This window comes from Streptomyces sp. NBC_01116, from assembly GCF_041435495.1.
In the GTDB taxonomy this organism is placed as follows: domain Bacteria; phylum Actinomycetota; class Actinomycetes; order Streptomycetales; family Streptomycetaceae; genus Streptomyces.
This window is the reverse complement of the sequence record NZ_CP108644.1, coordinates 2,995,210-3,016,057: the sequence shown is the minus strand read 5'-3', so window position 1 is coordinate 3,016,057 and position 20,848 is coordinate 2,995,210. Positions and strand designations below refer to the sequence as shown.

Annotated in this window: 22 protein-coding genes, 1 tRNA gene and 1 riboswitch; of the genes, 17 read left to right on the top strand and 6 right to left on the bottom strand. The window is 70.5% G+C overall.

Annotated features, from left to right (window positions below; all coding sequences use genetic code 11):
* Positions 1–48 precede the first annotated feature (48 nt).
* Together OG245_RS13140 and OG245_RS13135 are read left to right on the top strand one after the other, a co-directional pair.
* The gene (locus OG245_RS13140) at positions 49–2,451 is read left to right on the top strand and encodes an immune inhibitor A domain-containing protein (protein WP_371623702.1); all 2,403 of its coding nucleotides are present in this window, start codon (positions 49–51) and stop codon (positions 2,449–2,451) included.
* Between the two features lie 124 nt (positions 2,452–2,575).
* Positions 2,576–3,016: a hypothetical protein gene (locus tag OG245_RS13135; protein ID WP_371623701.1), complete on the top strand. Its 441-nt coding sequence runs from the start codon at positions 2,576–2,578 to the stop codon at positions 3,014–3,016.
* A 49-nt stretch (positions 3,017–3,065) separates the two neighbouring features.
* Here the strand turns inward: OG245_RS13135 and OG245_RS13130 are convergent, their stop codons facing one another.
* Positions 3,066–3,653, bottom strand: a complete 588-nt coding sequence (locus tag OG245_RS13130) for an isochorismatase family protein (protein WP_371623700.1) — start codon at positions 3,651–3,653, stop codon at positions 3,066–3,068.
* Between the two features lie 252 nt (positions 3,654–3,905).
* Positions 3,906–5,234, bottom strand: a complete 1,329-nt coding sequence (locus OG245_RS13125; protein WP_371623699.1) for a nicotinate phosphoribosyltransferase — start codon at positions 5,232–5,234, stop codon at positions 3,906–3,908.
* A 79-nt stretch (positions 5,235–5,313) separates the two neighbouring features.
* Here OG245_RS13125 and clpS point away from each other — a divergent pair, with 79 nt between their 5' ends.
* The 10 genes from clpS (at position 5,314) to OG245_RS13075 (ending at position 13,529) form a co-directional block, all read left to right on the top strand.
* Positions 5,314–5,631, top strand: coding sequence for an ATP-dependent Clp protease adapter ClpS (gene clpS / locus OG245_RS13120; RefSeq protein WP_371623698.1), 318 nt, complete (start codon positions 5,314–5,316; stop codon positions 5,629–5,631).
* Positions 5,632–5,707: 76 nt separating this feature from the next.
* Positions 5,708–6,319, top strand: a complete 612-nt coding sequence (locus OG245_RS13115) for a DUF2017 domain-containing protein (RefSeq protein ID WP_371623697.1) — start codon at positions 5,708–5,710, stop codon at positions 6,317–6,319.
* Positions 6,320–6,684: 365 nt separating this feature from the next.
* Entirely contained in the window at positions 6,685–8,139 is a 1,455-nt protein-coding gene (locus tag OG245_RS13110; RefSeq protein WP_371623696.1) for an amino acid permease, read from the top strand.
* 293 nt (positions 8,140–8,432) lie between these two features.
* Positions 8,433–8,855, top strand: coding sequence for a Mov34/MPN/PAD-1 family protein (locus tag OG245_RS13105; protein WP_007450621.1), 423 nt, complete (start codon positions 8,433–8,435; stop codon positions 8,853–8,855).
* Positions 8,856–8,939: 84 nt separating this feature from the next.
* A riboswitch (cobalamin riboswitch) is annotated at positions 8,940–9,058 on the top strand.
* Positions 9,059–9,116: 58 nt separating this feature from the next.
* Positions 9,117–10,112, top strand: coding sequence for an ABC transporter substrate-binding protein (locus OG245_RS13100; protein WP_371623695.1), 996 nt, complete (start codon positions 9,117–9,119; stop codon positions 10,110–10,112).
* On the top strand, positions 10,109–11,149 hold the full coding sequence (locus tag OG245_RS13095) for a FecCD family ABC transporter permease (protein WP_371623694.1): 1,041 nt from the start codon (positions 10,109–10,111) through the stop codon (positions 11,147–11,149). Before OG245_RS13100 ends, OG245_RS13095 begins: the two co-directional genes overlap by 4 nt.
* A 58-nt stretch (positions 11,150–11,207) precedes the next feature.
* Entirely contained in the window at positions 11,208–12,005 is a 798-nt protein-coding gene (locus OG245_RS13090; protein WP_371623693.1) for an ABC transporter ATP-binding protein, read from the top strand.
* A 69-nt stretch (positions 12,006–12,074) separates the two neighbouring features.
* On the top strand, positions 12,075–12,203 hold the full coding sequence (locus tag OG245_RS13085; RefSeq protein WP_257002268.1) for a putative leader peptide: 129 nt from the start codon (positions 12,075–12,077) through the stop codon (positions 12,201–12,203).
* 97 nt (positions 12,204–12,300) lie between these two features.
* Complete coding sequence (locus OG245_RS13080) at positions 12,301–12,579, top strand: MoaD/ThiS family protein (RefSeq protein WP_006124874.1); 279 nt, start codon at positions 12,301–12,303, stop codon at positions 12,577–12,579.
* Complete coding sequence (locus OG245_RS13075; RefSeq protein ID WP_371623692.1) at positions 12,579–13,529, top strand: PLP-dependent cysteine synthase family protein; 951 nt, start codon at positions 12,579–12,581, stop codon at positions 13,527–13,529. Before OG245_RS13080 ends, OG245_RS13075 begins: the two co-directional genes overlap by 1 nt.
* 169 nt (positions 13,530–13,698) lie before the next feature.
* Here OG245_RS13075 and OG245_RS13070 read toward each other — a convergent pair whose 3' ends face one another.
* Positions 13,699–14,211, bottom strand: a complete 513-nt coding sequence (locus OG245_RS13070; protein ID WP_371623691.1) for a type II toxin-antitoxin system PemK/MazF family toxin — start codon at positions 14,209–14,211, stop codon at positions 13,699–13,701.
* Positions 14,212–14,447: 236 nt separating this feature from the next.
* Between OG245_RS13070 and OG245_RS13065 the strand changes: the two genes are divergently transcribed.
* Positions 14,448–15,200: an MBL fold metallo-hydrolase gene (locus OG245_RS13065; RefSeq protein WP_371623690.1), complete on the top strand. Its 753-nt coding sequence runs from the start codon at positions 14,448–14,450 to the stop codon at positions 15,198–15,200.
* 104 nt (positions 15,201–15,304) lie between these two features.
* Here the strand turns inward: OG245_RS13065 and OG245_RS13060 are convergent, their stop codons facing one another.
* Complete coding sequence (locus OG245_RS13060) at positions 15,305–16,570, bottom strand: PTS transporter subunit EIIC (protein WP_371623689.1); 1,266 nt, start codon at positions 16,568–16,570, stop codon at positions 15,305–15,307.
* 280 nt (positions 16,571–16,850) lie between these two features.
* Positions 16,851–18,110 carry a PTS transporter subunit EIIC gene (locus OG245_RS13055; RefSeq protein WP_371623688.1) on the bottom strand — a complete coding sequence of 420 codons (1,260 nt, stop codon included), beginning with the start codon at positions 18,108–18,110 and terminating at the stop codon, positions 16,851–16,853.
* Between the two features lie 163 nt (positions 18,111–18,273).
* On the opposite strand from OG245_RS13055, the gene OG245_RS13050 reads away from it, so the two are divergent.
* From OG245_RS13050 to rdgB, 4 genes are all read left to right on the top strand, one after another.
* The gene (locus OG245_RS13050) at positions 18,274–18,564 is read left to right on the top strand and encodes a glucose PTS transporter subunit EIIB (RefSeq protein WP_078625861.1); all 291 of its coding nucleotides are present in this window, start codon (positions 18,274–18,276) and stop codon (positions 18,562–18,564) included.
* 170 nt (positions 18,565–18,734) lie between these two features.
* Positions 18,735–19,472, top strand: coding sequence for a ribonuclease PH (gene rph / locus OG245_RS13045; protein ID WP_371623687.1), 738 nt, complete (start codon positions 18,735–18,737; stop codon positions 19,470–19,472).
* A gap of 123 nt (positions 19,473–19,595) precedes the next feature.
* Positions 19,596–19,985: a hypothetical protein gene (locus OG245_RS13040; RefSeq protein ID WP_371623686.1), complete on the top strand. Its 390-nt coding sequence runs from the start codon at positions 19,596–19,598 to the stop codon at positions 19,983–19,985.
* A gap of 85 nt (positions 19,986–20,070) precedes the next feature.
* Positions 20,071–20,673: an RdgB/HAM1 family non-canonical purine NTP pyrophosphatase gene (rdgB, locus tag OG245_RS13035; RefSeq protein WP_371623685.1), complete on the top strand. Its 603-nt coding sequence runs from the start codon at positions 20,071–20,073 to the stop codon at positions 20,671–20,673.
* Between the two features lie 46 nt (positions 20,674–20,719).
* Here the strand turns inward: rdgB and OG245_RS13030 are convergent.
* A tRNA-Leu gene (locus tag OG245_RS13030) sits at positions 20,720–20,804 on the bottom strand.
* Between the last annotated feature and the right edge of the window lie 44 nt (positions 20,805–20,848).

Below are 20,848 nucleotides of genomic sequence, written 5' to 3'. Positions count from 1 at the left end.
TTCCACCCCCCTGGTCGCTGCGCGGACGCCCGGGGAGGACTGCATCAAGTGACCAATCAGAGACGGGCGCTTCGCGCCGCTGCCGTTGTCGTGGCCATGGCCGCGACCGCCGCGACGGCGTCGACCTTCGCCACCGCCCAGGCGCATGACAGCTCATCAGGTTCCGGTGTCTCCACCGTCGACCGCCGGGACCCGGCGCCGGCCAAGGGGCACGTGGAGCACAACCTGGAGGGTCCCTTCAGCAAGGAGCAGGCCGCCCAGCGCGAGGCCGCGCTGGAGCTGGTGCTGTCCGGGGACAAGAAGGTGGCGAACCGGAGCGGCTCCAAGGTCGTCAAGCTCGGCGACAAGAAGTACGTGGAGCTCGGCCGGGAGAAGACCGACAAGATCTTCACCATCCTGCTGGAGTTCGGCGACCAGGTCGACAACACCACCATGTTCGACCCGGACGGCGACGGCCCCAAGCCGCCCGTCAAGAAGTTCGGGGGCGCCCCGGGCCCGGCGCACAACAAGATCGCCAAGCCGGACCCGAAGAAGGACAACAGCACCGCCTGGAAGGCCGACTACAACCAGAAGCACTTCCAGGAGCTCTACTTCGGCGAGGGCAAGGGCGTCCACTCGCTCAAGACCTACTACGAGAAGACCTCCTCGGGCCGCTACTCGGTCGAGGGAGCGGTCTCCGACTGGGTCAAGGTCCCCTACAACGAGGCCCGTTACGGCTCCAACTACTGCGGCCAGACCAACTGCGCCAACGTGTGGGACGCGGTGCGCGACGGCGTGAACGCCTGGGTCGCGGACCAGCAGGCCAAGGGCCGCACCGACGCGGAGATCAAGGCGAACCTCGCCGAGTACGACGAGTGGGACCGCTACGACTTCGACGGTGACGGCAACTTCAACGAGCCCGACGGCTACATCGACCACTTCCAGCTGGTCCACGCCGGCGAGGACGAGTCGGCCGGCGGCGGCGCCGAGGGCACCAACGCCATCTGGGCGCACCGCTGGTACGCGTACGGCACCAACGCCGGTGCGACCGGTCCCGCGGGCAACAAGGCCGGCGGCGCCCAGATCGGCGACACGGGCATCTGGGTCGGCGACTACACCGTCCAGCCCGAGAACGGCGGCCTGGGCGTCTTCGCCCACGAGTACGCCCACGACCTCGGTCTCCCGGACCTCTACGACACCTCCGGCGGCGGCGAGAACTCCGTCGGCTTCTGGTCCCTGATGTCGGCGGGCTCCTGGCTCGGCACCGGCAAGGGCGAGATCGGCAACCTGCCGGGCGACATGACCTCGTGGGACAAGCTCCAGCTGGGCTGGCTCGACTACGACAAGGCCAAGGCGGGCAAGACCTCGCTGCACAAGCTGGGCGTCTCGGAGTACAACACCGAGAACCCGCAGGCCCTCCTCGTCGAGCTGCCGAAGAAGGCCGTCACCACCACCGTCGTCAAGCCCGCCGAGGGTGCGAAGCAGTGGTGGAGCGACATGGGCGACGACCTGTCGAACACCCTGACCCGCTCGGTCGACCTGACCGGTAAGTCCAAGGCCACGCTGGACCTTTCGGGCTGGTACGACATCGAGGCCGAGTACGACTACCTCTACACCGAGGTGTCCGACAACGGCGGCGCCAACTGGACCGCGCTCGACGGCACCGCCGACGGCAAGGCCCTCCCGCGCGACGCCAGTGACAAGCCGGCCCTGACCGGCGTCTCGGGCGCGTACCAGAAGCTGTCCTTCCCGCTGGACGCCTACGCGGGCAAGAAGGTCGACCTCCGCTTCCGCTACCAGACGGACGGCGGCGCGGGCGGCAAGGGCTTCGCGGCCGACGCCATCACCGTGACGGCCGACGGCGCCGCGCTGTTCTCGGACAACGCCGAGGGCGACGACAACGGCTGGACCGCGAAGGGCTTCTCGCGGATCGGCGAGTCCTTCACCCAGGACTACCCGCAGTACTACATCGCGGAGAACCGCCAGTACGTCAGCTACGACGAGACGTTGAAGGTCGGCCCGTACAACTTCGGCTTCTCCGGCACCCGTCCGGACTGGGTCGAGCACTACGCCTACCAGAACGGTCTGCTGGTCTGGCTCTGGGACACCTCCCAGAAGGACAACAACACCTCGGTCCACCCGGGCCAGGGTCTGATCCTGCCGGTCGACGCGCACGCCAAGCCGCTGAAGTGGAAGGACGGCTCGCTCCTGCGCAACAAGATCCAGCCGTTCGACGCGCCGTTCAGCTGGTACCCGAACGAGGGCTTCACCCTCCACAACGCGGACGTGCCGCTGCGCATCAAGCCCTCCCTGGGCTCCCCGGCCTTCGACGACCGCAAGGGCACCTACTGGTACAAGGAGAACCCCACGGGCAGTGTCAAGGTTTCTGACACGAACACCCGCATCTCCATCGTCCAGGAGCCCCGCAACGGCTCGACGATGCGGGTGATGGTCAGCCCCTCGGGCCGCTGATCAAGTAGAACCGCAGGTCAAACCATGATCGGCCGTCGCCCCCTAGCGGGCGGCGGCCGATCGTGTTTAGGTGCGTCTTGTTCACATCCTTATTGACACGACGTCTCACGGGGGAGCGCGGAGCATGGCTGGCGGAGGTTTCTGCAGGTTGCCGAACGGCACGGTGGTGGTCGCACTGACCCTGACCAGACCGGCCGACGGAACAGGCCCCTGCGGCGGTACGGGAGCGGGGCCCGGGGCCCCGGTGCGGGTGCTGGTGCACGCGGCGAACCGGGCGCGCGCCCTGACCAGGCTGCGCAATCTGGGGCTGCGGGCGGTCTACCTGCGCGGCAACGACCGGCCGCCCACGCCGGACGAGGTCACGGCGGTGCTGCACCATCCGGACGGTCTGCTGTGGCGGGCCGCCCCGCAGGCGGACCAGGCCGGTCCGCCGGGCCTCACACCCCGGTCGCCCCAGTCCTCCCTGTCGCCCCAGGCATCCCAGTCGTCCCAGGAGCTGTGGCACCCGATCAGGGCCCTGCTGGGCCCCGCCGGGTACGCCGGACCGGCCCGCCCGGCCGCGTAGGCGGGCGGAGGCGCGTGGTCCGGTTTCGGCGCGGGGCGTCCGGCAGGCGCTAGGCGACGACCGGTGTGCCGGAGAGCTTCACGCCCGCCGTGCGCATCTCGGTCAGGGCCCGCTCCGTGGTCGCCCCGGACACGCCCGCGGTCAGGTCGAGGAGCACCTGCGTGACGAAGCCCTCACGCGCCGCGTCCAGCGCGGTGGCCCGCACGCAGTGATCGGTGGCGATGCCGACGACGTCGACCTCGGTGACGTCGCGGTCGCGCAGCCACTGGGCCAGCCCGATCCCGTTCTCGTCGGAGCCCTCGAACCCGCTGTACGCGGCCGCGTAGGCCCCCTTGTCGAACACCGTGTCGATCGCGCCGGAGGCGACGGCGGGAGCGAAGTTCGGGTGGAAGCCGACGCCCTCCGTGCCGGCGACGCAGTGCACCGGCCAGGAGTGCTCGAAGTCCGGGTTGGGCGAGAAGTGGTCGCCCGGGTCGATGTGGTGGTCGCGGGTGGCCACCACATGGCGATAGCCGGGCTGGGCGTCGCCGATCAGGTCGGTGATGGCTGCGGCGACGTCGGCACCGCCCGCCACCGCGAGGCTGCCGCCCTCGCAGAAGTCGTTCTGAACGTCCACGACGATCAATGCGCGGTGCATGGCGGGTGTCCTTCGGTGGGGGCGGGAGCGGATGGGGAGCGGGTGGCGGGCGGAGCGGGTAGGGCGGGAGCGGCTGGGGTCGGAGCGGGGCGGCGGCGGGCGGGACGGGGATGCCGGGGTCTTCGGGTGTGCCCGCGGGTCCGAGCCTAGGCACTGGACCGTCACAATCAAGCCCGTCCGCCAAACCCCCGGTTGCGGATCCGGCCGGTCCGGACGCCGGGACGGCCCGCGGCGGGCCGCCCCGCGCCGTTCTCAGGCGTACTCGGTCGGGATCACCGGCTCGCCCCGCGACAGCTGGATCGCCGACATCGGCAGCCCCGCGCGCGCGGCCACGTGCCGCTCCCGCACCGCGTCCAGCGGCTCGCGGGCGACCACCTCGCCGCCCCGGACAAGCTCCACCAGCAGCTGCCGGTTGGCCGGCTCGGCGGGGACCGGGCCGGTGCCGATCACCTCGGCCTCGGCGACGCCGTGCGCGTCGGTCCGGCGGGCGGCCCACTTGCGCCCACCCTTGGAGGACTTCGCGCCGAGCGACTTCTTCGCCACCGGCACCAGCGGGGCGTCCGGCTCCGCCGAGCCGGCGCGGGCCACCAGCTTGTAGACCATCGAGCACGTGGGGTGCCCGCTCCCGGTGACCAGCTGGGTGCCGACCCCGTACGCGTCCACCGGAGCGGCGGCCAGCGAGGCGATGGCGTACTCGTCCAGGTCCGAGGTCACCACGATCTTCGTCCCCGTCGCCCCCAGCTCGTCCAGCTGCTGCCGCACCCGGTGCGCCACCAGGAGCAGGTCTCCGGAGTCGATCCGTACGGCGCCCAGCTCGGGCCCCGCGATCTCGACGGCCGCCCGGACCGCCTCGGTCACGTCGTACGTGTCGACCAGCAGGGTCGTGCCCCGGCCCAGCGAGTCCACCTGCGCCCGGAACGCGTCGCGCTCGGTGTCGTGCAGCAGGGTGAAGGCGTGCGCGCTCGTGCCGACCGTCGGGATCGCCCAGCGGAAGCCCGCCGCCAGGTCGGAGGTGGCGTCGAAACCGCCGACGTACGCGGCGCGGGCCGAGGCGACCGCGGACAGCTCGTGGGTGCGGCGCGCGCCCATCTCGATCAGCCGGCGGCCCCCGGCGGCGGCCGACATCCGCGAGGCGGCGGCGGCGATGGCGGAGTCGTGGTTGAGGATGGAGAGGATCACCGTCTCCAGCAGCACGCACTCGGCGAAGGAACCCTCCACCCGCAGGACCGGGGAGCCGGGGAAGTAGACCTCGCCCTCCGGGTAGCCCCAGATGTCGCCGCTGAAGCGGTAGCCGGCCAGCCATTCGAGGGTGGGCTCGTCGACGATCCCCTGCTGCCGGAGGAAGCCGATCATCTCGTCGTCGAAGTGGAAGTTCTCCACCGCGTCCAGCACCCGGCCGGTGCCCGCGACGACCCCGTAGCGCCGCCCCTCGGGCAGCCGGCGGGTGAACGCCTCGAAGACCGAGTGCCGGTCGGCGGTACCGGCCTTGAGGGCCGCCTGCACCATGGTCAGCTCGTACTGGTCGGTGAAGAGCGCGGTCGACGGAACGCCGACCCGTCGCCCGAGGTCCGCTGAGTTCATGGCTGGGATGCTACCCCCTATTCGTCAAAGTGACGAGATGTGGGGTCCGTTTGTGCACGGGACCCGCCCGGGTGGCAGCATGGGACAGGTGAGCGTTGCTACCCCGCTAGAGATCGAACGTCCCGATTCGGCCGAGGAGACCTTCGCGGTCCCCGAGCCGGACGTCCCGTGGGTGACGCTCGTCCACAATGACCCGGTCAACCTCATGAGCTATGTGACCTATGTCTTCCAGGCCTACTTCGGCTACCCGAAGGACAAGGCCCACCGGCTCATGATGGACGTGCACCACAAGGGCCGCGCCGTCGTCTCCAGCGGGAGCCGCGAGGAGATGGAACGCGACGTCCAGGCCATGCACGGATACGGGCTGTGGGCCACCCTCACCCAGGACCGCGACTGACCCCTCCAGGGCTTCCCGCGCCCCCGCCCCTCGCCCCGCCCCCACCCGCCCCGTTCGACCCACCATCGGAGAATCCATGGCCGGCCATTTCGAGGCCACCCCAGGCGGCGGCGCGGCCGTCGCGCTCGACGAGGTCGAGATCTCCATCCTGCGCTCCCTCGCCGTCCAGCTGCTCGAACTGATCGGCCCGGGCGTGACGCCCGCCGACGGCGAGGACCCGCTCGCCGCCCTCTTCGCCGAGGGCCCCAGCAAGCCGCCGTCCGACCCGGCGCTCGCCCGGCTCTTCCCCGACGCCTACGGCGGCCCCGACCGGCCGGCCGAGGGCGGAAAGCCGGAGGAGGAGCTGCGCGAGCTGTCCTCCGAATTCCGCCGCTTCACCGAGAACGACCTGCGCTCGGGCAAGCGCGAGGACGCCGTCACCGTCGTCCGCACCCTGGACGCGCTCTCGCCCGCCGGGGACGGCGGCGCCGTCCTCACCCTCACCGGCGACGAGTGCCGCAGCTGGCTCCGCTCCCTCAACGACCTGCGCCTGACCATCGGCACCCGGCTGGAGGTCTCCGACGAGGACGAGGGTCAGGAGGGCTCGCTCTACCGGCTCCCCGACGCCGATCCGCGCAAGCCCATGGTGATGGCCTACCTCTGGCTCGGCGCCCTCCAGGAAACACTCGTCGAAACGCTCATGCCGTAATGCCGTAATGCGGCGAAGCCGTGAACGGAGAGGGTGCCCATCCGCCGCGCCGGGGCGGGTGGGCACCCTCCGTTCGCTCAACGGACGCTCAGATCCGCATAACGATCGGACCAAGTGATCCGGGCTTTTCGTGCCCCGACGGAACCCCTTGCCCGCTTTTTCCTGTGTCGTGCGCCACAGAATGTCCCACGGTGTCCCGTGACGGCCGTGATAAATCTTCACGACCACCCGGGGACGCCACCCCTGTTCCCGGGGGCGCCACAAACCGGCCGAACGCCGGCGGCACTCCATCCATATCCGGGGGGATCAGGACCTGATCCGCAGCCTTGTGAGGCGCGGATCGGCGTGGAGAAAGGCGCACCACCATGACATCGGCGCAGGTCGACGAGGGACACATCGACAAGGGTCGGCCCGGCGGCGACGCCGGGGACTCCGGGACCAGTGGCGAGGGATACCAGCGCGGTCTGGGCGCTCGTCAGATTCAGATGATCGCCATCGGCGGGGCCATCGGCACCGGGCTCTTCCTCGGCGCGGGCAAAGCCATCGACCGGGCCGGGCCCAGCCTCATCCTGGCCTACGTCATCGCGGGCCTGGTCATCTTCTTCATCATGCGGGCCCTGGGCGAACTCCTCATGTACCGCCCGGTCTCCGGCTCCTTCTCGGAGTACGCCCGGGAATTCCTCGGCCCGTTCTTCGGATTCGTCACCGGCTGGACCTACTGGCTCTTCTGGGTCGTCACCGGAATCACCGAAGTCACCGCCGCCGCCACCTATATGACGTACTGGTGGAACATTCCGCAGTGGCTCTCCGCCCTCGTGTTCACCGTCATTCTGTACGGCGCCAACCTGATCTCCGTGAAGCTCTTCGGTGAGCTGGAGTTCTGGTTCTCCATGGTCAAGGTCACCGCGATCATCGGCATGATCCTGATCTGCGCGGGCGTCCTCACCGTCGGATTCTCCGACGCCGGCGACACCGCCACCGTCGCCAACCTCTGGAACGACGGCGGCTTCTTCCCCAACGGCATCACCGGCACGCTCATGACGCTCCAGATCGTCATGTTCGCCTTCCTCGCCGTGGAACTCGTCGGCGTCACCGCCGGAGAGTCCAAGGACCCCAAGACCGTGCTGCCCAAGGCCATCAACACCGTGCCGTGGCGCATCGCCGTCTTCTACGTCGGCGCCCTGATCATGATCCTCTCGGTCGTGCCGTGGTCCACCTTCAAGCCCGGCGTCTCCCCGTTCGTGAAGGCCTTCGAGGAGATGGGGTTCGGCGTCGGCGCCGCCATCGTCAACTTCGTCGTCCTCACCGCGGCGCTCTCCTCCTGCAACTCCGGCATGTACTCCACCGGCCGCATGCTCCGCGACCTCGCCCTCAACGGCCAGGGTCCCCGCGCCTTCACCAAGCTGACGAAGAACGGCCTGCCGCTGGTGGGCACCACGTTCTCCGCCGCCCTGATGCTCGTCGGCGTCGGGATCAACTACCAGTGGCCCGGCGAGGCGTTCAACTACGTCGTCTCCTTCGCCACGATCTCCGGCATGTGGGCCTGGATCATGATCCTGGTCAGCCAGATCCGCTACCGCCGCATGGCCGACGCGGGCCTCCTGCCGCAGTCCTCGTTCAAGGCCCCCGGAGCCCCGTACACGAGCTGGTTCGCCCTCGCCTTCATCGGCATGGTCATCGTGATGATGGCGATCGACAAGGACGCCAGGATCTCGCTCTACTGCGCACCGCTGTGGGCGCTCATCCTCTTCGTCTCCTACCGGGCGCTCCGGTCGCGCAACCCGTCGGCCCCGGAGAAGACCTCCGCCGAGACCCGCTGACCCCGGGGGCGGGCCCCACACCGCCCTCCTCCCGGACCGCCCCGGCCGCCCCAAAGGCCGACGGCGTCCAGCATGCGGCCCCTCGCGTACCACCCACCGGTACGCGAGGGGCCTCTGCCGCAGACCGGCCGGCAATTGGGGGGCGGCGTCGCGGGGCTGGGCACGCGCATCTGCGGCGTTGTCGTCCATCACCAACGCTCCGCGTTGGCTCATTCCTCCGCCTTGCAGCTGCACGCACCCAGCCCCGCTCCTTCTCCCACCTCCCCATTGCCGGCCGGTCTTATCCTGGCGCCATGCTGACCATCACCCAGGCGCTCCACGACCAGATCGTCGCCCACTCCCGCGCCGACCACCCCGACGAGGCGTGCGGAGTGGTCGCGGGCCCGGCCGGGACCGACCGCCCCGAGCGCTTCATCCCGATGCTCAACGCCGCCCGCTCGCCCACGTTCTACGAGTTCGACTCGGCCGACCTCCTCAAGCTCTACCGCGAGATGGACGACCGCGACGAGGAGCCCGTGATCGTCTACCACTCGCACACGGCGACCGAGGCCTACCCCTCCCGCACCGACGTCACCTACGCCAACGAGCCCGGCGCCCACTACGTCCTGGTCTCCACCGCCGACACCGACGACGCCGGGCCCTTCCAGTTCCGCTCGTACCGCATCGTGGACGGCGAGATCACCGAGGAAGACGTGCGGGTCGTCGAGGCGTACTGACCCACCGGGGGCGCACCGGGGTGCCCGCGCGGGGCCCCCGCACGGGTCTGGCACACTGCCCCCAGAACCGATCAAGGCAGCAGGAACCAGGAAGCCGGTGCGAATCCGGCACGGTCCCGCCACTGTGACCGGGCCCCCTCCCACGCGGACGACTCCCCAGCGGACGACGACGCACCGGAGGGCGGCCCGGAAGTCAGGAACTGGCCCGCCGCCTTCACGCATCGACCAGGGGACGCGGAAATCCCCCGGAGAGGCCTCGCCATGTCCCGGCGCACCCCCGCGCTCATAGCCGCCGCCGTGCTGCTCCCGCTCGCCCTCACCGCCTGCTCCACCCCGGACGGCGACGCCGCCACCGGGGAGAAGGCCGCGGCGAAGAGCGACGGCTTCCCGTACACCGTGAAGAACTGCGGTGTCACCACCACCTTCCAGGCCCCGCCGAAGCGCGTCGTCACCATGAACCAGCACGTCACCGAGATCATGCTGGAACTGGGCCTGAAGAAGTCCCTCGTCGGCACCGCCTACCTCGACGACCAGGTCCTGCCGAAGTACGCGGCGGACTACGCCTCCGTCCCGGTCATCGCCAAGGAGTACCCCTCCTACGAGCAGGTCCTCGCCGCCGACCCCGACTTCGTCTACGGCGGCTACAGCAGCGCCTTCACCGCCGGCGACGGCCGCGGCCGCGAGGCGCTGAAGAAGTCCGGCATCGAGACCCGGCTCAACACCGAGAGCTGCACCCGGGGCGACCAGCCCATGGACACCCTCTACGAGGAGATCCGCGAGGTCGGCCGCACCTTCGGCGTCGCCGACCGCGCCGAGGCCTGGATCAAGCAGGCCAAGGCCGACAACGCCGCCACCGCGAAGAAGCTCGCCGACCTGAAGCCCGTCTCCGTCTTCGTCTACGACAGCGGCGACAAGACCGCCTTCACCGCGGGCGGCGAGGGCATCGGCAACGAACTGATCGAACGGGCCGGCGGCACCAACGTCTTCGCCGACCTCGACAAGCCCTTCGGCGACGCCTCCTGGGAGAACGTCGTCGACCGCAGGCCCGAGGTCATCGTGATCTACGACTACGGCGCCACCACCGTCGAACAGAAGAAGAAGCGCCTCCTCACCGACCCGGCCCTCGCCGACGTCCCCGCCGTCAAGAACAAGCGCTTCGCGGTCATGCCGCTCTCCGACGCCGTCCTCGGCGTCCGCGTCCCCGCCGCCGTCGACAAGCTCGCCGCCCAGCTCCACCCGGGGGCCACCACCCCGTGAGCTGCCGCACCCCCGCACCGCGGCGGCTGCTCCGCTACACCCTGGTGCTCGGCGCCCTCGCCGCGCTCCTCGCCGCCGCCGTGCTCGCCGCACTCGCTCTCGGCTCCGTCCGCATCCCGCCCGGCCAGGTCCTCGACATCCTGACCGGGCGGGCGGACGCGAGCCCCTTCCGCACGATCGTCCTGGACGTCCGGCTGCCCCGGGTGCTCCTCGGCATCGTCGTCGGCGCCGGACTCGCCGTCATCGGCACCGTCCTCCAGGCCCTCGTCCGCAACCAGCTCGCCGACCCGTTCCTCCTCGGCGTCTCCTCCGGCGCCTCCACCGGCGCCGTCCTCGTGATCGTCCTCGGCATCGGCGCCACCCTCGCCACCACCGTCACCATCCCCGCCGCGGCCTTCGCGGGCGCGCTGCTCTCGCTGCTCCTCGTCTACACCCTGGCCCGCGGCGGAGGCGGCCTCACCACCAACCGGCTCGTCCTCGCCGGGGTCGCCGTCTCCTACGTCCTCTCCGCCCTGACCAGCCTGATCCTGGTCACCTCCGCCCGCGCCGACCACCTCCAGGAAGTCCTCTACTGGACCCTCGGCGGCCTCGGCGCGGCCCGCTGGGACATGCTCGCGCTCCCCACCGTCACCCTGGCCGTCGGCACCGCCGTCCTCCTCACCCTGGCCCGCCCGCTCGACCTGCTCCTGGTGGGGGAGGAGGGCGCGACCGTCCTCGGCCTCGACACCGCCCGCTTCCGGGCCGCCGTCTTCGTCCTCGCCTCCCTGATGACCGGGGCGCTCGTCGCGTACAGCGGGGCGATCGGCTTCGTCGGCCTGATGGTCCCGCACATGGCCCGGATGGCCGTCGGCGCCGCGCACCGCGCCCTGCTCCCGGTCGTCGCCCTCGGTGGAGCGGTGTTCCTGGTCCTCGCCGACCTTGCCGCCCGGACGCTCGCCGCCCCGCAGGACATCCCGGTCGGCGTCCTCACCGCGCTGACCGGCGGCCCGTTCTTCCTCTGGATGCTCCGCCGCCGCCCCGAAGGAGCACCCGCGTGACGCTGCCGCACTCCGGGGGAACCCGCCCGACGACACCGCCCGCCCGAGGAGCCCGCCCGTGACCACCCTGCGCACCGAGGGCCTCTCGTACGGCGTCGGCGAGGGCCGCCACCTCGTCGACGCCGTCGACCTCACCGCCGCCGACGGCGAGACCGTCGGCCTCGTCGGCCCCAACGGCAGCGGCAAGACCACCCTCCTGCGCTGCGTCTACGGCACCCTGCGCCCCACCCACGGCCGCGTCCTCCTCGACGGCGACGACCTCGCCACCCTCCCCGTGAAGGCCCGCGCCCAGCGCATCGCCACCGTCCCGCAGGACGGCCACGCCGGCTTCGAGCTCACCGTCGGCCAGGTCGTCGCGATGGGCCGCGCCCCGCACAAGCGGTTCTGGGAGACGGACACCGCCGCCGACACCGCCCTGGTCACCGAGGCCCTCGCCCGGGTCGGCATCGCCGCCCTCGAACCCCGTACGTTCGCCTCCCTCTCCGGCGGCGAACGCCAGCGCGCCCTGGTCGCCCGCGCCCTGGTCCAGCAGCCGTCGCTCGTCGTCCTGGACGAGCCGACCAACCACCTGGACATCCGCTACCAGCTGGAGATCCTCTCCCTGGTCCGCGACCTCGGCACCACCAACCTCCTCGCCCTGCACGACCTCAACCTCGCCGCGTACTACTGCGACCGCCTCTACGTCCTCAAGGACGGCGGCGTCGTCGCCTCCGGCACCCCGGAAGAGGTCCTCACGGCCGCCCTCCTGGCCGAGGTGTACGGCGTCGCCGCCGAGGTCAGCACCCACCCGAAGACCGGCGCACCCACCGTCGTCTACCTGCCGGAAGGGCTCGCCCGCCCCGCGTTGTCCACATAGCGGTCGTCCACCATCCACCATCTGATACGACACTCGGGTTTCCGCACAGGGAATCGATACGATGCCCGCATGGTTCCCCATGACGTGAGCAACAGGACGCCGGGCACGCTGCTCGTAGCGCGGCTGCACGTCGACCTGTGCAGGCTCGCCAGCGCGATCTGTCCCGCCCGCAGCCTGCCCGTGAGCCGCCCGGCCTGAGCCGCGGTCCGCGCGCCCACCACCCGCACCACCCCCTGCGCGGGGGCAGAAACGCGCGCCCCACGCCACCTCCACGCTTTCGACAGGAGCCCACGCCATGGCCATCGAGGTCCGCATCCCGACCATCCTCCGCACCTACACCGACGGCGCGAAGGCCGTCGAAGGCAACGGGGACACCCTCGCCGACCTCTTCGCCGACCTGGAGAGCCGCCACACCGGCATCCGTGAGCGCATTGTCGACGGCGAACAGCTCCGCCGCTTCGTGAACGTCTACCTCAACGACGAGGACGTCCGCTTCCTCGACGGCATCTCCACCAAGCTCAGCGACGGCGACAACGTCACGATCCTCCCGGCCGTCGCCGGCGGCATGCGCTGATGCGGTACGACTCCCCGCTGGCAGCCGTGGGCAACACACCTCTGGTGCGTCTGCCCCGGCTGTCCCCGTCCGACGACGTACGGATCTGGGCCAAGCTGGAGGACCGCAACCCCACCGGCTCGATCAAGGACCGCCCCGCGCTCCACATGGTCGAACAGGCGGAGAAGGACGGCCGCCTGACACCCGGCTGCACCATCCTGGAGCCCACCAGCGGCAACACCGGCATCTCGCTCGCCATGGCGGCCAAGCTCAAGGGCTACCGCATCGTCTGCGTCATGCCGGAGAACACCTCCCAGGAACGGCGCGACCTGCTCGCCATGTGGGGCGCCGAGATCATCTCCTCCCCGGCCGCGGGCGGCTCCAACACCGCCGTCCGCGTCGCGAAGGAGCTGTCGGCGGAGCACCCGGACTGGGTGATGCTCTACCAGTACGGCAACCCGGACAACGCGGGCGCCCACTACGCCACCACCGGACCCGAGATCCTCACCGACCTCCCGTCCATCACCCACTTCGTCGCGGGCCTCGGCACCACCGGCACCCTCATGGGCGTCGGCCGCTACCTCCGCGAGAACCGCCCCGGCATCCAGATCGTCGCCGCCGAACCGCGCTACGACGACCTGGTCTACGGCCTGCGCAACCTCGACGAGGGTTTCGTCCCCGAGCTCTACGACGCCTCGGTCCTCACCACCCGCTTCTCCGTGGGCTCCGCCGACGCGGTCACCCGCACCCGCGAACTCCTCCAGCAGGAGGGCATCTTCGCGGGCGTCTCCACCGGCGCCGCCCTCCACGCGGCGATCGGCGTGGGCAACAAGGCGGTCAAGGCGGGGGAGAGCGCCGACATCGTCTTCGTCGTCGCGGACGGCGGCTGGAAGTACCTGTCCACGGGCGTCTACACGGCGGAGACGACGGAAGCGGCGATCGAAACGCTGCACGGCCAGCTCTGGGCGTGACCCCGCACCCCGCCCCGGGCCGATCCGGCCCGTCCGGCGGTCGAGGACACTCCCTCCACCGGTCCGGTCCGGGCCACCTCCGCCCGTCCGGCGCTTGAGGACGTCTCTCAAGCCCCTCCGACGATCGAGGAGCGGGGCCCGGGGCAGCGCCCCGCAAGGGCCCCGCCCCTCACCCCGCCCCCAGCCCGCGCACCCGCTCCCACAGCTCCGGGTCCACCGCCCCCACCCGCCGCCGGAACCCGGCGATCCGGACCTCGCGCAGCTCGTCCGTCTCCAGGAAGCTCTGCCGCCCCTGCCGGTCCCCGACCGTCCCCGCGGGCAGCGCGATCACCCCGGGCCGCTCCTCGTGATGCTTGCTGGTGATCTTCGCGACCAGCGCCGTGCGCCCCCGGCCCCGCCCCCGTACCGAGATCACCAGACACGGCCGGTCCTTCGACCCGGGCCCGTCCTCGTACGGCACATCGGCCCACCACACCTCACCGGCCCGAGGCGCACGCCCGTCCCCACGCCCCTCCGGACCGGAAGGCCGCGATGGCCGGGACGGCGGCCGGGTCGACCCCACCGGCTGCCGGGGCCGGCGTGAGCGCGGACCGCGGTCCGAGCGCCCCCGCCCGTCCACCACCGCGGCCACGAGCGCCAGCAGAACCACGGCGACCAGCGCCACCCACCAGAACGTGTTCATCCCCCGACCGTACCGGCGGCCGGGACGGGCACGACGGGGCGGCCGGTGGGCGCGCTTCCATCGAACCGGTGACAGAGCAGGTGAGTTCCCCCACAACGGAGGGCAGCGGAGGAGCGACGCGGAGTTTCGCGCCTTACGCTCGACAAACCGCAGAACCCATTCCGCAGGCACCGTACGAAGCTCCGGCGGAATCGCACGAACCCTCCCCGTTCCCGCGTACCGGAGGTTCACGCTCCATGAAGCTCACCGTCGTCGGCTGCTCCGGCTCGTTCCCCTCCACGGGTTCGGCATGCTCGAGCTATCTCGTAGAGGCCGACGGCTTCCGGCTGCTCCTCGACATGGGCAACGGCGCCCTCGGCGAGTTGCAGCGCCACGTCGGTCTCTACGACCTCGACGCGATCTTCCTCAGCCATCTGCACGCCGACCACTGCATCGACATGTGCGCGTACTTCGTCGTGCGCTACTACCGCCACGACGGCGCCCGCCCCGTCCCCCTCCCGGTCTACGGGCCCGAGGGCACCGAGCAGCGGCTGACCGCCGCCCACGGGGACACCCCGTCCGACCGGGCGATGAGCGAGGTCTTCGACTTCCACACCCTCAAGTCCCAGTCCTTCGGGATCGGCCCCTTCTCGGTCCGTACGGAGAAGCTCTGCCACCCCGTCGACACCTTCGGCATCCGGATCGAGCACGGCGGCTCCGTCCTCGCCTACTCCGGCGACACGGGGACCTGCGACGCCCTGGAGGACCTGGCCCGGGACGCGGACCTGTTCCTCTGCGAGGCGTCGTTCGTCGACGGCAAGGAGGACATCCCGGACCTGCACCTCAACGGCCGCGAGGCCGGCGAGGCGGCGGCCCGCGCCGGAGCGCGCCGGCTCGTCCTCACCCACATCCCGCCGTGGACCGACGCCGACCGCAACGCCGCCGACGCCCGTGCGGTCTACCCGGGCCCGGTGGAACTGGCGGCCCCGGGCGCGGTGTACGAGATCTGAGAGCCGGGCGCCCGGTGTGACGGGTACGCCGAAGCCCCCGCCCCCCGAAAGACGTCTTCGGGCGGCGGGGGCTTCGGCGTGGTGCGTGCTCCGTGCGGCGGAGGCTACTTCGCCTCGGCCTTCTGGAGCTCGGCGAGTTCCTCGTCCGACTCCCGGCCGGGGGTCGGCAGGTTGAACCTGGTGATCGCGAACCGGAAGATCACGTAGTAGACCACCGCGAAGCAGAGACCGACCAGCACCAGCAGCCACGGCTTGGTGGCGATGCCCAGGTTGAGCCCGAAGTCGACCAGACCGGCCGAGAAGCCGAAGCCGTCCTTCATGCCGAGCGCCCAGGTCAGGGCCATCGACACACCGGTCAGCACCGCGTGGATCGCGTACAGCACCGGGGCGACGAACATGAACGTGAACTCGATCGGCTCGGTCACACCGGTGACGAACGAGGTCAGCGCGAGGGAGAACATCATGCCGCCGACGACCTTGCGGCGCTCCGGGCGGGCGCAGTGGACGATCGCGAGGCAGGCCGCCGGAAGGGCGAACATCATGATCGGGAAGAAGCCGGTCATGAACTGTCCGGCGGTGGGGTCGCCCTCCAGGAAGCGGGCGATGTCGCCGTTCTTGCCGTTGTACTCGCCCGCCTGGAACCACGGGAAGGAGTTCAGCAGGTGGTGCATGCCGACCGGGATCAGCGCACGGTTGGCGACACCGAAGATGCCCGCGCCGACCGCGCCGGAGCCGACCAGCCACTCACCGAAGTTGTGCAGACCCGTGCCGAGGACCGGCCAGATCAGACCGAAGACGATACCGATGAGCAGACCCGCGAGGGCGGAGAGGATCGGGACCAGGCGGCGGCCGCTGAAGAAGCCCGCCCAGTCGGGCAGCTTGGTGCGGTAGAAGCGCTGGTAGAGCAGGGCCACCACGATGCCCATCACGACACCGCCGAGCACCTTGGCGTCCACCGGCGCCTCGGTCATGACGATCTTGCCGTCGATGACCTTGGCGACCTTGTCCAGGTTCGGGTCCGTGAACGTGGACAGCACGTTCTTGAAGACCAGGTAACCGGTGACGGCGGCCAGAGCGGTGGAGCCGTCCGACTTCTTCGCGAAGCCGATCGCGATGCCGACGGCGAACAGCAGGGCCATGTTGTCGAGGAGCGCGTTGCCGCCCGCGGACATGTAGCCGGCGAGCTTCGTGACGAAGGTCGGGAACGACTCACGGCCCAGCATGTCCTTGTCGCCGAGGCGGACCAGGAGTGCGGCGGCCGGCAGCACGGCGACCGGCAGCATGAGGCTGCGGCCGATGCGCTGCATGACGGCCATCGCGCCGGCGCCCTTCTTCTTCTCGGCCGCGGGTGCGGTCTCAGCCGTGGTCATCAACTTCCTCCATGGGACACGGTGCCGCCCAGGTCGTTGATGCGGGGAGGCGGCGACTCGACAGACGCCGGCAGACAGCCGTGGTCTGGACCACTCAGTGGTGTAGACCAGTTTTAGCACGGTGAGGGTTAGATAAGGAACCTGCAATTCCCTGCTTATTCGCAGTAGCAGATCCGGCACTTTCGGTGACATGCCGAAGGCCCCCGGACCGGGTGGTCCGAGGGCCTCGTACGTGCCGTGCGGGCCGGGTCCGAAGGCCCGGGATCCTTGCCGCGTCGCGCTACTTGGTGAGGTCCTTCTCGATCTCCCTCTCGATCTCCTCCGGTTCGCGCCCCGGTGTCTTGAGGTCGAACTTGGTGATCGCGAACCGGAAGACCACGTAGTAGACGACCGCGAAGCCCGCGCCGATCGGGATGATCAGCCAGGGCTTCGTATCCAGATGCCAGTTGACGACGTAGTCGATCAACCCGGCCGAGAAGCTGAACCCCGCGTGCACCCCCAGCAGCCAGGTGATGCCCATCGACGCCCCGGTGAGCACCGCGTGCACGCCGTACAGCAGCGGCGCGACGAACATGAACGAGAACTCCAGCGGCTCGGTCACACCCGTCACGAACGAGGTCAGCGCCACCGAGACCATCAGGCCCGCCACCTCCTTGCGGCGCTCGGGCCGCGCGCAGTGGGTGATGGCCAGGGCGGCGGCCGGCAGGCCGAACATCATGATCGGGAAGAAGCCCGAGGTGAACTGGCCCGCCGACGGGTCCCCGGCGAAGAACCGGGAGATGTCGCCCTGCACGGTCTGGCCGTCCGTTCCGGTGTACTCGCCCGCCTGGAACCAGAAGAACGTGTTCAGGAACTGGTGCATGCCGATCGGGATCAGCAGCCTGTTCGCGAAGCCGAAGATCGCCGCACCCCACGAGCCGAGGTCGATCAGCTGCTTGGAGAACCAGGTCAGCCCGTCGCCCACCGGCTGCCACAGCAGGCCGAACAGCACGCCGAGGATCACGCAGAGGAACGCCATCAGGATCGGCACCAGCCGCCGCCCGTTGAAGAACCCGAGCCAGTCGACCAGCTTGGTGCGGTGGTAGCGCTGCCAGACGACCGCGGTCAGCAGCCCGATCAGGATGCCGCCGAGCACGCCGGGGTTCTGCGGCTCGCCGTCGGGCAGGGCCTCCGTCACGGTGCCGTCGATGGGGAAGGCGGTCAGTACGCCCCGGTAGACCAGGAAGCCGACGACGGCCGCCAGGGCGGTCGAGCCGTCCGCCTTCTTCGCGAAGCCGATGGCGACGCCGATGCAGAACAGCAGGGGCAGGCCCAGCTCGCCGTCGAGGATCGCGCCGCCGCCGTTGAGCAGGACCTTGGAGGTCTTGTCCCAGAAGGCTCCGTCCAGATACGAGCTGAAGAGGTTGCCGAGGCTGACGAGCAGACCGGCGGCGGGGAGGACGGCCACCGGGAGCTGAAGGCTCCGCCCGACCTTCTGGAGGCCCTGGACCGGTCCGTTCCACCATTTCTGCTGCGGTACCGCAGCGGCGCTCGAACTCATGGGCGTCCTCCCGGAACACTTCACGTTTGGCGGTCGTTGCAAACTGGTGTAGACCAGTTGCGTCACGGTCCGGGGTCCGTCCCGAAGGCAGGGCGCCGGTGATCATCATCTTTCGGGATCATCCGGTTACCCGCTCGTGAAGTTGGGCCAACCGTGCGTTACCGTGACGAAACGGACCCGCAGCGGGCGGCCGTCTGCGCGCGAAACCAGGGAGAAGGACATGGCCACCAAGGCTGAGAAGATCGTCGCCGGGCTCGGCGGTATCGACAACATCGACGAGATCGAAGGCTGCATCACCCGCCTCCGCACCGAGGTCCACGACCCCAGCAAGGTCGACGAAGCCGCCCTCAAGGCCGCCGGCGCCCACGGCGTCGTCAAGATGGGCACCGCGATCCAGGTCGTCATCGGCACCGACGCGGACCCCATCGCCGCCGACATCGAAGACATGATGTGACCGGCTGACCCCACGCCGGAACCGCGGGCCCCGTCCCCCACCGGAGGGCGGGGCCGCGCCATGTCCCGAACACCCCCGCGCGCGGTCCACGGAGGTCACCACCGCGGGTCCACGGCGGCCGCCAACACACCCGAACGGAGCCACCCCCGCCACCGGATAAGGTCGGGCCCATGTCTCGCATCGACGGCCGCACCCCCGAACAGCTCCGCCCCGTCACCATCGAACGCGGCTGGAGCAAGCACGCCGAGGGCTCAGTCCTCATCTCCTTCGGCGACACCAAAGTCTTCTGCACCGCCTCCGTCACCGAAGGCGTCCCGCGCTGGCGCAAGGGCAGCGGCGAAGGCTGGGTCACCGCCGAGTACTCCATGCTGCCCCGCTCCACCAACACCCGCGGCGACCGCGAAGCCGTACGCGGCAAGATCGGCGGCCGCACCCACGAGATCAGCCGCCTGATCGGCCGTTCGCTGCGCGCCGTCATCGACTACAAGGCCCTCGGCGAGAACACCATCGTCCTGGACTGCGACGTCCTCCAGGCCGACGGCGGCACCCGTACGGCCGCCATCACCGGCGCCTACGTCGCCCTCGCCGACGCCGTCGCCTGGGCCCAGGGCAAGAAGATCGTCAAGGCCGGCCGCAAGCCGCTCACCGACACCGTCGCCGCCATCAGCGTCGGCATCGTCGACGGCACCCCGCTCCTCGACCTCTGCTACGAGGAGGACGTCCGCGCCGAGACCGACATGAACGTCGTCTGCACCGGTGACGGCCGCTTCGTCGAGGTCCAGGGCACCGCCGAGGGCGCACCCTTCGACCGCGAGGAACTCGGCGCGCTCCTCGACCTCGCCACCGCCGGCTGCGTCGACCTCGCCGCACTCCAGCGCGACGCACTCGCCCGCACCCAGGACGCGTAGCGACCCGCCCTCCGCGGGTAAAGAAGCAACCAAATACGCACCACAGAGCGTCGTTACGGATACGGGCGCACGGGTCGAACCGTGCGCCCGTCCACGTAACGATCCCCGGGGAGGGACCGAACCATGGCATCGCGCCGCCACCAACGCCTCGCACTCGCCACCGCCGCCACCCTGCTGACGCTGACCACGGCCGCGGGCTGCGCCGGCCTCGACAAGGCGCTCGACTGCGTCCGCACCGCCGACGCGATCGCCACCAGCGTCGGCAAGCTCCAGCAGGCCGTCTCCAACGCCTCCGAGGACATCACCCAGGCCTCCGAGTCCCTGGACGAGATCGACCGCGAGCTGAAGAAGCTCGACGACACCACGGACAACGCCGACCTCTCCAAGGCCGTCGACGACCTCCAGGCGGGCGTCTCGGATGTCCGCAAGTCCGTCGAGGCCGGCGACGCCACCCCCGACATCACCCCGGTGACGGACGCGGCGACGGAGATCGGCAAGGTCTGCAGCCCGTAGGGCGCCCTCTCCCGATCGGCGGCGGTCGGGCGGCCAGGGCGGGGCACCACGGCCCGCCCTGGCCGCCCAGGGCGATAATCGCCCCATGAAGCGCCTGATCCTCGCCACCCGCAACGCCGGGAAAATCACCGAACTCCACGCCATCCTCGCCGACGCGGGACTCGACCTCGACCTCGTCGGCGCGGACGCGTACCCCGACATCCCCGACGTCAAGGAAACCGGCGTCACCTTCGCCGAGAACGCGCTCCTCAAGGCCCACGCCCTGGCGAGCGCCACCGGCCTCCCCGCCGTCGCCGACGACTCGGGCCTCTGCGTGGACGTCCTGGGCGGCGCCCCCGGCATCTTCTCGGCCCGCTGGTCCGGTACCCACGGCGACGACGTGGCCAACCTGAACCTGCTCCTGGCCCAGCTCGGCGACATCGCCGACGAACACCGCGGCGCCTACTTCGCCTGCGCCGCCGCCCTGGCCCTCCCCGACGGCACGGAACACGTGGTCGAGGGCCGCCTGAACGGCACCCTGCGCCACACCCCGTCCGGCACGGGCGGCTTCGGCTACGACCCGATCCTCCAGCCGGAGGGCGAGACCCGCACGTGCGCGGAGCTGACCCCGGCGGAGAAGAACGCGATCAGCCACCGGGGGAAGGCGTTCCGGGCGCTGGTGCCGGTGGTGCGGGAGCTGGCGGGGTGACAGAAACGGCCTGCGAACCAGTCTTCGGTTCGCAGGCCGTTCTCGGTGCGGCGGAAGGGATTCGAACCCTCAAGCCGTTTCACGGGCCACAGATCCTAAGTCTGCTGTGTCGCCAGTTGCACCACCGCCGCCAGACGCATGTCATCGTACCGGGCCAGTCCCGGAGGTGATGGGC